The following is a 14263-nucleotide window of genomic DNA, read 5'->3' on the forward strand; positions in this document are numbered from 1 at the left end:
TCAGCGCCCGCGTGCATCGCTTCTCTCTATACAATGGTGCGTTCGGGGCCGATTCCAAGGGGGCTGCGCCCATGTCCTTGGTGCGAATACAGATTCCGGGTTCCGTTTCTGCGCACCCTGTGGTATAAAATGCGCCGCTTTCCGGGGATACCCCGAAAAGCTTAAATCCACACACGTGTCGACACGATGACCTGGGTGCTTTTGGCTTTATGCCACTGGTTGGTCATTGGGATACGTGGAGGCCAAACCCGACTTATTAAGGAACTATCATGTCCCAAGTCAACATGCGCGATATGCTGAAGGCCGGTGTGCACTTCGGTCACCAAACCCGTTACTGGAATCCGAAAATGGGTAAGTACATTTTCGGCGCGCGTAACAAGATTCACATCATCAACCTTGAAAAAACCCTGCCAATGTTCAACGAAGCTCTTACTTTCGTAGAGCGTCTGGCCCAGGGCAAAAACAAGATTCTGTTCGTCGGCACCAAGCGTTCCGCTGGCAAGATCGTTGCTGAAGAAGCAGCACGTTGCGGTTCGCCGTACGTCGATCACCGCTGGTTGGGCGGCATGCTGACCAACTTCAAAACCATTCGTGCTTCCATCAAGCGTCTGCGTGACCTTGAAGTTCAAGCCGAAGACGGTACTTTCGCCAAGCTGACCAAGAAAGAAGCGCTGATGCGCTCCCGTGACCTGGAAAAGCTGGATCGTTCGCTGGGCGGCATCAAGGACATGGGCGGTCTGCCAGACGCACTGTTCGTGATCGACGTTGACCACGAGCGCATCGCGATCACCGAAGCCAACAAGCTGGGCATCCCGGTAATCGGCGTTGTCGACACCAACAGCAGCCCGGAAGGCGTTGACTACATCATCCCAGGCAACGATGACGCAATCCGCGCTATCCAGCTGTACATGGGTTCGATGGCTGACGCGGTGATCCGTGGTCGCAACAATGTTGCTGGCGGCACTGTAGAATTCGCAGCTGAAGAAACTCAGGCTGCAGCTGAGTAATTAACGCCCTGGCGTTGACTCAGTAAGCAAAAAGGGGGCTTGGCCCCCTTTTTGCCACCTCGAAAACCATTTGTCGGCGGCGCAGCTACAGCTCCTGTAACGTGCAGCAGCTACAAGGTGGGGCTCGGGACGAATTGAACGCCCGTTCGATCGGGTGGAATGGTTGAAAACCTATCCAAGAGGAATTTGAAAATGGCAGCAATTACTGCAGCGTTGGTTAAAGAACTGCGCGAGCGTACCGGCGAAGGCATGATGGACTGCAAGAAAGCCCTGGAAAAGGCTGACGGCGACATCGAAAAAGCCATTGATGACATGCGTGCTTCGGGCGCGATCAAGGCTGCGAAAAAGGCTGGCAACGTTGCCGCTGAAGGCGCAATCGCAATCAAGGACGACGGTAAAGCTGCCGTTATCCTGGAAGTGAACTCGCAGACCGACTTCCTGGCCCTGCAAGACGACTTCAAAAACTTCGTTGCTGCCAGCGTTGAAAAAGCCTTCGCTGACAAGCTGACCGACGCTGCTCCGCTGATCGCTTCGCAAGAAGCTGCTCGTGAAGCACTGGTTGCCAAAGTAGGCGAGAACGTCAACATCCGTCGTCTGACCCGTATCGAAGGCGACGTTGTAGGTTCGTACCTGCACGGCAACAAGATCGGTGTTGTTGTGGCTCTGAAAGGCGGTGACGTCGAGCTGGCCAAAGACATCGCGATGCACGTTGCTGCCAGCAACCCTGAGTTCCTGCTGCCTTCGCAAGTTTCGGCTGAAGCGATCGAGCGTGAAAAAGCTGTGTTCCTGCAGCTGAACGAAGAGAAGATCAAAGGCAAGCCAGAAAACATTGTTGAGAACATGGTCAAAGGCCGTATCAGCAAGTTCCTGGCAGAAGCAAGCCTGGTTGAGCAGGCGTTCGTCAAGAACCCTGAAATCAAGGTTGGCGAGCTGGCCAAGAAAGGCGGCGCAGAAATCGTTTCCTTCACTTACTACAAAGTAGGCGAAGGCATCGAGAAGCCGGTCGACAACTTCGCTGAAGAAGTTGCTGCCCAGCTGGCTGCCGCCAAGCAATAAGACGGTTTTTCAACTGTCGCCCGAAAGAGGCTGCCCGCTTACGCGCGCAGCCTCTTTTCAGATGGGGTTGCCAATTTTTAATTGGTTTCCACTTGGAACTGACTTACAAAGCCATGTTCCGATGGCGCTGAAGCAGCGCCAAGCTAGAGTGAACGCCAGCTGTAAACAGCTCGCAAAGAATTTTTAAATACGCCGCAGGAGAGATTCGCAATGGCTCAGCAGGGCAGTGGTTATCAGGCTCGCTATAAACGCATTCTACTCAAGCTTAGCGGCGAGGCCCTGATGGGCTCGGAAGAGTTCGGGATCGATCCAAAAGTGCTGGATCGGATGGCGCTGGAAGTCGGCCAACTGGTCGGCATCGGCGTACAGGTCGGTCTGGTGATCGGTGGTGGCAACCTGTTCCGTGGCGAAGCGTTGAGCAAAGCCGGTATGGATCGGGTGACAGGTGACCACATGGGCATGCTGGCCACTGTGATGAACGCCCTGGCCATGCGCGATGCGCTGGAACGTGCCAATATCTCGGCCATCGTGATGTCGGCCATTTCCATGGTGGGCGTGACCGATCACTATGATCGCCGCAAAGCCATGCGTCACCTGAACTCCAAAGACGTCGTGATCTTCGCAGCCGGTACCGGTAATCCGTTCTTCACCACGGATTCCGCCGCCTGCCTGCGCGCAATCGAAATCGATGCCGACGTCGTGCTGAAAGCGACCAAGGTTGATGGCGTCTATACCGCAGACCCGTTCAAAGACCCGCATGCCGAGAAGTTCGATCATCTGACTTATGATGAAGTGCTGGATCGCAAGCTGGGCGTGATGGATCTGACCGCTATTTGCCTGTGCCGCGACCACAAGATGCCGCTGCGCGTATTCAACATGAACAAGCCCGGTGCCCTGCTGAACATCGTCCATGGCGGCGCTGAAGGCACCCTGATCGAGGAAGGTCAACAATGATCAACGAAATCAAAAAAGACGCTCAAGAGCGCATGCAGAAATCCCTGGACTCTCTGACCCACGCCTTTGGTCAGATTCGTACCGGCAAGGCTCACCCAAGCATTCTGGGTAGCGTGATGGTGCCGTACTACGGCGCAGACACCTCCATCACTCAAGTGGCGAACATCACCGTTAAGGACTCGCGTACCCTGCAAGTCGTTGCGTTCGAGCGCAACATGCTCGCCGCAGTCGACAAGGCAATCCAGAGCGCTGGCCTGAACCTCAACCCGACCAACCTGGGCGAGTTGTTGCTGATCTCCATGCCGGCCCTGACTGAAGAAACCCGCAAGGGCTTCACCAAGCAGGCGCGCAGTGCCGCCGAAGACGCGCGAGTTGCCGTGCGCAACATTCGTCGTGATGCCTTGGGTGAGCTGAAGAAGCTGGTCAAAGACAAAGAAATCAGCGAAGACGAAGAGCGTCGTGCTGCTGCCGATATTCAGAAAATCACCGACAAGGCTGAAGCTGATATCGACGCGGCTACCAAGCAAAAAGAAGCGGATCTGATGGCCGTATAAGGTTCGAGCTTTTAATGGACAAGACCAAGCAGACTGCGCCGTCCGCGGTGCCGCGCCATGTCGCGATCATCATGGATGGCAATAATCGCTGGGCGAAAAAACGCTTTATGCCGGGTGTCGCCGGACATAAAGCGGGCGTGGATGCTGTGCGGGCCGTCATCGAGGTGTGCGCCGAGGCCAAGGTCGAGGTGCTCACCCTGTTCGCGTTTTCCAGTGAAAACTGGCAGCGCCCGGCCGATGAAGTCAGTGCCTTGATGGATCTGTTCTTCAAGGCGTTGCGTCGTGAGGCCAAGCGTCTCAACGACAACAACATCAGCCTGCGCATCATCGGCGATCGTTCACGCTTTCATCCGGAGCTTCAGGCAGCAATGCGTGAAGCTGAAGCGATGACGGCCGGTGCCGACCGTTTCATCCTGCAGATCGCCGCCAATTACGGCGGTCAGTGGGATATTGCACAGGCTGCCCAGCGTCTGGCGCGTGAAGTCCAGGCCGGGCACCTGCGCCCGGAAGACATCACCCCGGATCTGTTGCAAACCTGTCTGGCGACCGGCGATCTGCCATTGCCGGACCTTTGCATCCGTACCGGTGGCGAACACCGCATAAGCAACTTCCTGCTGTGGCAACTGGCGTACGCCGAGTTGTACTTCTCCGACCTGTTCTGGCCGGACTTCAAACACGATGCCATGCGTAATGCGCTGGCCGATTTCGCTTCGCGCCAGCGTCGCTTCGGTAAAACGAGCGAACAGGTCGAAGCTGGAGCCCGGGTTTAATGCTTAAACAACGAATCATCACTGCGCTGATCCTGCTGCCGATCGCCTTGTGCGGTTTTTTCCTGCTCGAAGGTTCGGGTTTTGCCCTGTTCATCGGTCTGGTCGTGAGTCTGGGCGCCTGGGAATGGGCGCGTCTGGCGGGCTTTACCGCTCAATCGTTCCGCGTCGGGTATGCCGCGGTCGTCGCATTGATGTTGTTCGTCATGTATGTGCTGCCGGGCCTGGCACCTTGGGTGCTGGGGGCTTCGGTGCTCTGGTGGGCGGTGGCGACTTATCTGGTGCTGACATATCCGCGTTCCAGCGAGCATTGGTCCACGGCTGCCACCAAACTGGTCATTGGCTTGCTGATTCTGTTGCCGGCCTGGCAAGGTCTGGTGCAGATCAAGCAGTACCCGCTGGGTAACTGGCTGATCATGGCGGTGATGGTCTTGGTCTGGGGTGCCGATATTGGTGCTTACTTCTCCGGGCGCAAATTCGGCAAGCGCAAGCTCGCCCCGCAAGTCAGTCCGGGTAAAAGCTGGGAAGGCGTGTACGGTGGTCTGGTGCTGAGTCTGCTGATTACCGCCATTGTCGCGTTTGTCCGCGACTGGACCGTCGCCGAGTTGCTTAAAGGCTTGATTGGCGCTGCGCTGATCGTCTTCATCTCCGTGGTTGGCGATCTGACCGAAAGCATGTTCAAGCGTCAGTCCGGTATCAAGGACAGCAGTAATCTGCTGCCCGGTCATGGCGGCGTGCTTGATCGTATCGACAGTCTGACCGCGGCCATTCCGGTATTCGCCGTGCTGCTGTGGATGGCTGCACCGTGAGTCGCCCACAACAGATTACCGTTTTGGGTGCGACGGGCTCGATCGGCCTGAGCACGCTCGATGTAATTGCCCGTCATCCTGAGCGTTATCAGGTTTTCGCGTTGAGTGGTTTCACGCGTTTGAGCGAGCTTTTCGCCTTGTGCGTGCGCCACGTGCCGCAATTCGCTGTGGTGCCCGAGGCAGCTGCCGCGCGCAGTTTGCAGGACGATTTGCGTGCCGCCGGTTTGCCAACCCGCGTATTGGTAGGGGAAGAGGGCCTGTGTCAGGTCGCTGCTGCTCCGGAAGTCGATGCGGTGATGGCAGCAATCGTGGGTGCAGCAGGGCTGCGTCCGACCTTGGCGGCCGTTGAAGCAGGCAAGAAGATTCTTCTGGCCAATAAAGAGGCGCTGGTGATGTCCGGCGCCTTGTTCATGCAAGCGGTGCGCAAGAGCGGTTCAGTGCTGCTGCCGATCGACAGCGAACACAACGCGATTTTCCAGTGCATGCCACCGGATTTTGCTCGTGGATTGAGCTCGGTCGGTGTCCGTCGGATTTTACTCACAGCCTCTGGTGGTCCGTTCCGACAGACGCCCATGAGTGAATTGGCGCATGTTTCACCTGATCAGGCGTGTGCGCACCCTAACTGGTCCATGGGGCGCAAGATTTCGGTCGATTCGGCCAGCATGATGAATAAAGGTCTTGAGCTGATCGAGGCTTGTTGGTTGTTTGATGCAAAGCCTTCGCAGGTCGAGGTGGTGATCCACCCGCAGAGCGTGATTCACTCGCTGGTCGATTATGTCGACGGTTCGGTACTGGCGCAGTTGGGCAATCCCGATATGCGTACACCGATTGCCAATGCCCTGGCCTGGCCGGAGCGCATTGATTCCGGTGTAGCACCGCTGGATCTGTTCGCCGTCGCGCGTCTGGATTTCGAAGCGCCGGATGAAGAACGCTTCCCTTGCCTGCGCCTGGCTCGGCAAGCTGCCGAGGCTGGCGACAGTGCTCCGGCGATGCTCAATGCGGCCAATGAAGTGGCGGTGGCGGCGTTTCTCGACGGACGGGTCCGTTACCTGGAAATCGCGAGTATCATCGAGGAAGTCTTGAGCCTCGAGCCGGTTGTTGCATTGGCAGATCTCGAGGCCGTGTTTACGGCTGATGCCAAGGCGCGAGTCCTGGCTGAGCAATGGTTGAAGCGTCACGCTCGATAAAATTTGCAACACAATGGCTACACGCGGCACTGAACAGGATTGCGGAGAAAGTAGATGAGCGCGCTCTATATGATTGCCGGCACCCTGATCGCCTTGGGTGTGCTGGTCACCTTTCACGAATTCGGCCATTTCTGGGTCGCGCGCCGCTGCGGCGTCAAGGTTCTGCGCTTTTCCGTAGGCTTCGGCATGCCGTTGCTGCGCTGGCATGACAAGCAAGGCACCGAATTTGTAATCGCGGCGATACCCTTGGGTGGCTACGTCAAGATGCTCGATGAGCGCGAAGGCGAAGTGCCAGTCGATCAGCTTGACCAGTCGTTCAACCGCAAATCCGTGCGTCAGCGTATCGCCATTGTTGCCGCCGGCCCCATTGCCAACTTCCTGTTGGCGTTGGTGTTCTTTTGGGTATTGGCCATGCTCGGCAGCGAGCAGATTCGCCCGGTCATTGGTGCAGTTGAATCCGGCAGTATCGCCGCCAGTGCCGGTTTGAACGCTGGTCAGGAAATTGTTGCTGTCGATGGGGAGCCGACTACCGGTTGGGCTGCCGTCAATCTGCAGTTGGTCCGACGTCTTGGTGAAAGCGGTTCCCTGCAGTTGCTGGTGCGCGAACAGGGCACGACTGTCGATTCGCCGCGTGAGCTGAAGCTGGATAACTGGCTCAAAGGCGCAGATGAGCCGGATCCGATCCGCTCCCTGGGGATTCGCCCGTGGCGCCCGGCCTTGCCGCCGGTACTCGCCGAACTTGATCCGAAAGGTCCGGCCCAGGCGGCCGGCTTGAAGACTGGCGATCGTCTGTTGGCGCTCGACGGTCAGGCGTTGAATGACTGGCAGCAAGTGGTTGATACGGTACGTACGCGTCCTGATACCAAAATCATGCTGCGTATCGAGCGCGACAATGCTCAAATCGACGTCCCTGTGACCCTGGCAGCGCGCGGTGAAAGCAAATCGCCCAGCGGATATCTGGGGGCGGGCGTAAAAGCTGTCGACTGGCCACCGGAGATGATCCGCGAGGTCAGTTACGGGCCGTTGGCTGCAATTGGCGAGGGTGCCCGTCGCACTTGGACCATGAGCATTCTGACGCTCGATTCACTGAAGAAAATGCTGTTCGGCGAGCTCTCGGTAAAAAACTTGAGTGGACCGATAACCATTGCTAAAGTGGCGGGCGCTTCTGCCCAGTCGGGCGTCGCTGATTTCCTGAATTTCCTTGCTTATCTGAGTATTAGCCTGGGCGTTCTGAATTTGCTGCCCATTCCTGTACTGGATGGGGGGCATTTGTTGTTTTATCTGATCGAGTGGGCGCGTGGTCGTCCCTTGTCGGATCGGGTGCAAGGTTGGGGGATACAGATCGGTATCAGTTTGGTGGTCGGGGTGATGTTGCTTGCTCTGGTCAACGATCTGGGTCGTCTGTAACGCTTCGCTGAATTGCGAATCTGCCGCATTTTGCGGCAGTTTGTTTATTGCCAGTTGGAATAAGAAAGGACTTCATGAAACGTCTGCTGCTAACTGCGGTTCTCACCGTATTGATGATCGCCGAAGTTCACGCCGAGTCCTTCACTATCTCTGATATTCGCGTCAATGGCCTCCAGCGGGTCTCCGCGGGTAGCGTCTTTGGTGCCTTGCCGTTGAACGTCGGTGAGCAGGCGGATGATCGTCGCCTGGTGGAATCCACTCGTGCGTTGTTCAAAACCGGTTTCTTTCAAGATATCCAGCTGGGCCGCGAAGGCAACGTTCTGGTAATCACGGTCGTTGAACGCCCGTCGGTCGCCAGTATCGAGATCGAAGGCAACAAGGCGATCTCCACTGAAGACTTGATGAAAGGTCTCAAACAGTCCGGTCTGGCCGAAGGCGAGATCTTCCAGCGTGCCACCCTTGAGGGTGTGCGTAACGAACTGCAACGTCAGTACGTCGCGCAAGGTCGCTACTCGGCTACCGTTGATACCGAAGTGGTATCGCAGCCGCGTAACCGCGTGGGCCTGAAGGTGAAGATCAATGAAGGCACCGTTGCGGCCATTCAGCACATCAACGTGGTAGGCAACACGGTTTTCCCCGAGGAAGACCTGACCGACCTGTTCGAGTTGAAAACCACCAACTGGCTGTCGTTCTTCAAGAACGATGACAAGTACGCCCGTGAAAAACTTTCCGGTGACCTGGAGCGTCTGCGTTCCTACTACCTGGACCGTGGCTATATCAACATGGATATCGCTTCGACCCAGGTGTCCATCACCCCGGACAAGAAGCACGTCTACATCACTGTCAACGTCACTGAGGGCGAGAAGTACACCGTTCGTGACGTCAAGCTCAGTGGTGATCTGAAAGTCCCTGAAGATCAGGTCAAGTCCCTGCTGTTGGTGCAGAAGGGGCAGGTGTTCTCGCGCAAGCTGATGACTACCACATCCGAGCTGATCACCCGTCGTCTGGGTAACGAGGGTTACACCTTCGCCAACGTCAACGGCGTACCTCAGCCGCACGATGATGATCACACTGTAGACATCCTGTTCGCTGTTGATCCGGGCAAGCGTGCCTACGTCAACCGCATCAATTTCCGTGGCAACACCAAGTCCGAAGACGAAGTGCTGCGTCGTGAAATGCGTCAGATGGAAGGCGGCTGGGCTTCGACTTACCTGATCGACCAGTCCAAGACCCGTCTTGAGCGTCTGGGCTTCTTTAAAGAAGTCAACGTTGAAACCCCGGCTGTTCCGGGTGTCGACGATCAGGTTGACGTGAACTACGCCGTTGAAGAACAGGCTTCCGGTTCGATTACCGCCAGCGTCGGTTTCGCCCAGAGTGCCGGTCTCATCCTTGGTGGTTCGATCACCCAGAACAACTTCCTCGGTACCGGTAACCGCGTCAGCGTTGGCCTGACCCGAAGCGAATACCAGAGCCGCTACAACTTCGGTTACGTTGACCCGTACTGGACCGCCGATGGCGTCAGCCTGGGTTACAACGCGTTCTATCGCACCACTGACTACAAAGACCTCGACGTCGACGTAGCAAGCTATGCGGTAGACAGCCTGGGTGCCGGCGTGAACGTTGGTTACCCGATCAGCGAAACTTCGCGTCTGACCTTCGGCCTGTCCGCTCAACAAGACACGATCAAGACCGGTACCTATACCGTTGACGAAATTTTCGACTTCGTTAACAAGGAAGGCGACAAGTACCTGAACTTCAAGGCGTCGGCCGGCTGGTCCGAATCGACCCTGAACAAAGGCGTGTTGCCGACCCGTGGCCGTTCCCAGAGCCTGACTCTGGAATCCACCATTCCTGGCAGTGACCTGTCGTTCTACAAACTTGATTACCGCGGTCAGCTGTTCCAGCCGATCAGCGAGAACTACACCCTGCGTCTGCACACCGAATTGGGTTATGGCGACGGTTACGGTTCGACCGACGGCTTGCCGTTCTATGAAAACTACTATGCTGGTGGTTTCAACTCGGTTCGTGGCTTCAAGGACAGCACCCTCGGCCCGCGCAGTACGCCGAGCCGTGGTACCAACCCGGGCACGCTGGCTGACCCGGACCAGGATCCACTGCCGTTCGGTGGTAACGTCCTGATCCAGGGTGGTGTCGAGGTTCTGTTCCCGCTGCCATTCGTAAAAGATCAGCGCTCTCTGCGTACTTCGGTATTCTGGGATGTGGGTAACGTATTTGACTCGCAGTGCAAGGACACTACCAATGCGAACGGCTCGACGTCGAACACCAAATGCAACGACATCAGCCTGAGCAACATGGCCAGTTCCGTGGGTGTGGGTGTGACCTGGGTCACCGCACTGGGTCCTCTGAGCTTCGCGCTGGCCATGCCGGTCAAGAAGCCGGATGACGCTGATACTCAAGTGTTCCAATTCTCCCTCGGCCAGACGTTCTAAGCGTCTGACCCAAGATAACGACAATGGATTTTGTAGGAGTGCATCGTGCGTAAGTTGACTCAATTGGTTCTCCTGGCCTCCTTGATGGTGGCAGGCCCGGCATTTGCCGACATGAAAATTGCCGTTCTGAACTATCAGATGGCCTTGCTGGAATCCGACGCGGCGAAGAAATACGCCGTTGATGCCGAGAAGAAGTTCGGTCCGCAACTGACCAAGCTGAAGACGCTGGAAAGCAGCGCCAAGGGCATTCAGGACCGTCTGATGGCCGGTGGCGACAAAATGCAGCAAGGTGAGCGCGAGCGTCTGGAGCTGGAATTCAAGCAAAAGGCCCGTGACTTCCAGTTCCAGTCCAAGGAACTGAACGAAGCCAAAGCCGTTGCCGACCGCGAAATGCTCAAGCAACTGAAGCCGAAACTGGATAGCGCAGTGGAAGAAGTCATCAAGAAAGGTGGTTTTGACCTGGTGTTCGAGCGTGGCGCAGTGATCGATGTCAAGCCTCAGTACGACATCACGCGCCAGGTAATCGAGCGCATGAATCAGCTGAAGTAACCCATGACCGTGACTATCAAGCTCGGCCAGTTGGCCGAGTTCCTCGGCGCCACCCTGCGTGGCGACCCTGAGAAGCAAATTACTGGGCTAGCCACTTTGCAAGAGGCTGGCCCAGCTCAGTTGAGCTTTCTGGCAAATCCTCAATATCGCAAATACCTGACGGGCTCGCAGGCGGCAGCACTGTTGCTCAAAGAGGCCGATGCCGAAGGTTTTGCCGGTAATGCGTTGGTGGTGCCTGATCCTTACCTGGCGTACGCGCGCATCTCCCACCTGTTCGATCCCAAGCCAAAAGCCTCTGCGGGTATCCATCCGTCAGCGGTGATTGCGCCGGACGCGGTGGTTGATCCAAGCGCCAGCATCGGCCCCTTTGTGGTGATCGAAGCCGGTGCGCGAATTGGCGCGCAGGTGACACTGGGCGCACATTGCGTTGTTGGTGCCCGCAGCGAAATCGGTGAAGGCGGCTGGCTCGCCCCACGCGTGACGCTGTATCACGATGTGCGTATCGGCAAGCGTGTGGTGATCCAGTCCGGTGCCGTGCTTGGTGGTGAAGGCTTCGGCTTCGCCAACGAAAAAGGTATCTGGCAGAAGATCGCCCAGATCGGTGGCGTGACCATCGGCGACGATGTCGAGATTGGCGTGAATACCGCCATCGATCGCGGCGCGCTGGCCGATACCGTCATTGGCAATGGCGTGAAGCTCGACAACCAGATCCAGATCGCCCACAACGTTCAGGTCGGTGATCACACTGCCATGGCGGCCTGCGTCGGGATCTCCGGCAGCACCAAAATCGGCAAGCATTGCATGCTGGCAGGCGGTGTTGGCCTGGTGGGCCATATTGATATTTGCGACAACGTTTTCCTGACCGGGATGACTATGGTGACTCACTCGATTACCGAGCCGGGTGCCTATTCTTCCGGCACAGCCATGCAACCGGCGGCCGAATGGCGCAAAAGCGCGGCCCGCATCCGTCAGCTCGATGACATCGCGCGACGTTTAAAACAGCTGGAAAAGCGCGTAGGGGAAGTGACCCCTGACGGCAATGCTTCATCAGATGGCTGATACCATTTCCATATCAAGTGTGCACAGCCTCTAGACTGCCTCCTTGATTTGCTAGAGGAGTGCGCGTCAGTCGCGCTCCCAATCTTTACATAGGCTTCCCCCCGAAATGATGGACATCAACGAGATTCGCGAATACCTGCCTCACCGTTACCCGTTCCTGCTGGTGGATCGGGTGGTGGAACTGGACACTGAAGGCAAGCGCATTCGCGCCTACAAGAATGTCAGCATCAATGAGCCGTTCTTCAATGGTCACTTCCCGGCGCACCCGATCATGCCGGGCGTGCTGATCATCGAAGCGATGGCTCAGGCTGCCGGGATCCTCGGTTTCAAAATGCTTGATGTGAAGCCTGCCGACGGCACGCTGTATTACTTCGTCGGTTCCGACAAGCTGCGCTTCCGCCAGCCTGTGTTGCCGGGCGATCAACTGATCCTCGAAGCCAAGTTCATCAGCTGCAAGCGTCAGATCTGGAAGTTCGAATGCCAGGCTTCGGTCGATGGCAAGCCGGTTTGCTCGGCTGAAATCATCTGTGCGGAACGCAAGCTATGAGTTTGATTGACCCTCGCGCAATCATCGATCCGTCGGCCGTTCTGGCTGATGGCGTCGAGGTCGGCCCGTGGTCGATCATCGGCGCAGGTGTGGAAATCGGCGAGGGTACCGTGATCGGGCCGCATGTAATCCTCAAAGGCCCGACCCGCATCGGCAAGCACAATCGCATCTACCAGTTTTCCTCGGTAGGCGAAGACACGCCTGATCTGAAGTACAAGGGTGAAGAAACCCGCTTGGTGATCGGTGACCACAACGTCATCCGTGAAGGCGTGACCATTCACCGTGGCACCGTGCAAGACCGTTCGGAAACCACGCTGGGTGATCACAACCTGATCATGGCTTATGCCCACATCGGGCATGACAGCGTTATCGGCAACCACTGCATTCTGGTCAACAACACCGCGTTGGCCGGGCATGTGCACGTGGATGACTGGGCGATCCTCTCCGGGTTCACTCTGGTGCACCAGTATTGCCACATCGGCGCTCACAGCTTTTCCGGTATGGGCACTGCGATCGGCAAGGACGTTCCTGCGTTCGTCACCGTGTTCGGCAACCCTGCCGAAGCGCGCAGCATGAACTTCGAAGGCATGCGCCGTCGCGGTTTCAGCGAAGACGCGATTCATACCCTGCGTCGCGCTTACAAAACCGTCTATCGCCAAGGTCTGACGGTTGAGCAGGCGCTGGCCGAACTGGCTGAACCTGCTGCGCAATACCCGGAAGTTGCGATATTCCGCGACTCCATCCAGTCGTCGACTCGCGGCATCACGCGCTGATCATGGCCAATCTGCGTATTGCGCTGGTGGCGGGTGAAGCTTCCGGTGACATTCTCGGTGCCGGCCTCATGCGCGCGCTCAAGGCTCAGCATCCGGCGGTCGATTTCATCGGCGTCGGTGGCCCGTTGATGCAGGCTGAAGGCCTGACTTCCTACTTTCCCATGGAGCGCTTGTCGGTCATGGGCCTGGTGGAAGTCCTCGGTCGTTTGCGCGAATTGCTCAAGCGCCGCAAAGACCTGATCGCGACGCTGATCGCCGAGAAGCCGGATGTGTTCATCGGCATCGACGCGCCGGACTTCAACCTCAATATCGAACTCAAGCTGCGTCAGGCCGGGATCAAGACCGTGCATTACGTCAGCCCGTCGGTGTGGGCGTGGCGGCAGAAGCGTGTGCTGAAGATTCGCGAAGGCTGCGACCTGATGCTGACGCTGCTGCCGTTCGAAGCAAAATTTTACGAAGAAAAGGGCGTGCCGGTGCGGTTCGTCGGCCACACGCTGGCCGATACCATTCCGCTGGAAGCTGATCGCGCTGCGGCGCGTGCCGAGCTGGGCCTGCCCGACGGCCCGCTGGTGGCGTTGATGCCCGGCAGTCGCGGCGGCGAAGTCTCCCGTCTGGGCGCGCTGTTCCTCGACACCGCCGAACGTCTGCGTGCGATGCGCCCGGGTTTGCGCTTTGTCATCCCGTGCGCCAACCCTGAACGCCGCGCGCAACTTGAAGAGCTGCTCGCCGGGCGTGATCTGCCGGTGACCTTGCTCGACGGCAAATCCCATCTGGCCCTGGCAGCGTGCAATGCCGTGTTGATTGCCTCCGGCACTGCGACCCTCGAAGCGCTGTTGTACAAGCGGCCGATGGTGGTGGCGTACCGCTTGGCGCCGTTGACGTTCTGGATCCTCAAACGCATGGTCAAGAGCCCGTACGTGTCCTTGCCGAACCTGCTGGCCCAGCGCCTGCTGGTCCCGGAATTGTTGCAGGATGATGCGACAGTCGACGCGCTGGCACAGACCCTGTCGCCACTGATCGAAGGTGGCGAAGAACAGACACGTGGTTTCGACGAGATCCATCGCAGGTTGCGGCTGGATGCCTCCAATCAGGCGGCGGACGCCGTCCTTAACCTGATCGGTCAAACGCGATGAGCAAGACAAGC

14 protein-coding genes are annotated in these 14263 nt (G+C 57.5%); all 14 read left to right on the forward strand.

From position 1 onward, the window contains the following. Window positions 1–269: 269 nt before the first annotated feature. The 14 genes from rpsB to lpxB all read left to right on the forward strand — a co-directional run bounded on the left by rpsB (window position 270) and on the right by lpxB (window position 14252). Window positions 270–1007 carry a 30S ribosomal protein S2 gene (gene rpsB / locus HU754_RS07030; protein ID WP_003222119.1) on the forward strand — a complete coding sequence of 246 codons (738 nt, stop codon included), beginning with the start codon at window positions 270–272 and terminating at the stop codon, window positions 1005–1007. A gap of 192 nt (window positions 1008–1199) precedes the next feature. Next, window positions 1200–2063 (forward strand): translation elongation factor Ts, encoded by an 864-nt coding sequence (gene tsf / locus HU754_RS07035; RefSeq protein ID WP_093436595.1) that lies wholly within the window; start codon window positions 1200–1202, stop codon window positions 2061–2063. A 210-nt stretch (window positions 2064–2273) separates the two neighbouring features. After that, a complete protein-coding gene (gene pyrH / locus HU754_RS07040) occupies window positions 2274–3017 on the forward strand; it encodes a UMP kinase (RefSeq protein WP_003222124.1) in 744 nt (247 codons plus the stop codon). Continuing rightward, window positions 3014–3571: a ribosome recycling factor gene (frr, locus tag HU754_RS07045; protein ID WP_034156333.1), complete on the forward strand. Its 558-nt coding sequence runs from the start codon at window positions 3014–3016 to the stop codon at window positions 3569–3571. Before pyrH ends, frr begins: the two co-directional genes overlap by 4 nt. A gap of 14 nt (window positions 3572–3585) precedes the next feature. Continuing rightward, window positions 3586–4341: a polyprenyl diphosphate synthase gene (gene uppS / locus HU754_RS07050; RefSeq protein ID WP_186622028.1), complete on the forward strand. Its 756-nt coding sequence runs from the start codon at window positions 3586–3588 to the stop codon at window positions 4339–4341. Continuing rightward, the gene (locus HU754_RS07055) at window positions 4341–5147 is read left to right on the forward strand and encodes a phosphatidate cytidylyltransferase (protein ID WP_093436592.1); all 807 of its coding nucleotides are present in this window, start codon (window positions 4341–4343) and stop codon (window positions 5145–5147) included. The genes uppS and HU754_RS07055 overlap by 1 nt, the downstream gene beginning before the upstream one ends. Further along, a complete protein-coding gene (gene ispC / locus HU754_RS07060) occupies window positions 5144–6334 on the forward strand; it encodes a 1-deoxy-D-xylulose-5-phosphate reductoisomerase (protein WP_093436589.1) in 1191 nt (396 codons plus the stop codon). The genes HU754_RS07055 and ispC overlap by 4 nt, the downstream gene beginning before the upstream one ends. Before the next feature lie 54 nt (window positions 6335–6388). After that, window positions 6389–7741: a sigma E protease regulator RseP gene (gene rseP / locus HU754_RS07065; RefSeq protein WP_186622030.1), complete on the forward strand. Its 1353-nt coding sequence runs from the start codon at window positions 6389–6391 to the stop codon at window positions 7739–7741. Window positions 7742–7815: 74 nt separating this feature from the next. Further along, window positions 7816–10191, forward strand: coding sequence for an outer membrane protein assembly factor BamA (gene bamA / locus HU754_RS07070; protein ID WP_093436583.1), 2376 nt, complete (start codon window positions 7816–7818; stop codon window positions 10189–10191). Between the two features lie 45 nt (window positions 10192–10236). Further along, the gene (locus HU754_RS07075; RefSeq protein ID WP_007908849.1) at window positions 10237–10740 is read left to right on the forward strand and encodes an OmpH/Skp family outer membrane protein; all 504 of its coding nucleotides are present in this window, start codon (window positions 10237–10239) and stop codon (window positions 10738–10740) included. Window positions 10741–10743: 3 nt separating this feature from the next. Next, the gene (gene lpxD, locus HU754_RS07080) at window positions 10744–11799 is read left to right on the forward strand and encodes a UDP-3-O-(3-hydroxymyristoyl)glucosamine N-acyltransferase (protein WP_099758127.1); all 1056 of its coding nucleotides are present in this window, start codon (window positions 10744–10746) and stop codon (window positions 11797–11799) included. A gap of 106 nt (window positions 11800–11905) precedes the next feature. Continuing rightward, complete coding sequence (fabZ, locus tag HU754_RS07085) at window positions 11906–12346, forward strand: 3-hydroxyacyl-ACP dehydratase FabZ (RefSeq protein ID WP_003222142.1); 441 nt, start codon at window positions 11906–11908, stop codon at window positions 12344–12346. Next, window positions 12343–13119 carry an acyl-ACP--UDP-N-acetylglucosamine O-acyltransferase gene (gene lpxA, locus HU754_RS07090; protein ID WP_038357910.1) on the forward strand — a complete coding sequence of 259 codons (777 nt, stop codon included), beginning with the start codon at window positions 12343–12345 and terminating at the stop codon, window positions 13117–13119. Before fabZ ends, lpxA begins: the two co-directional genes overlap by 4 nt. A 2-nt stretch (window positions 13120–13121) precedes the next feature. Next, a complete protein-coding gene (gene lpxB, locus HU754_RS07095; protein WP_186622032.1) occupies window positions 13122–14252 on the forward strand; it encodes a lipid-A-disaccharide synthase in 1131 nt (376 codons plus the stop codon). Window positions 14253–14263 lie beyond the last annotated feature (11 nt).

This window comes from Pseudomonas zeae (genome assembly GCF_014268485.2).
GTDB lineage: Bacteria > Pseudomonadota > Gammaproteobacteria > Pseudomonadales > Pseudomonadaceae > Aquipseudomonas > Aquipseudomonas neuropathica.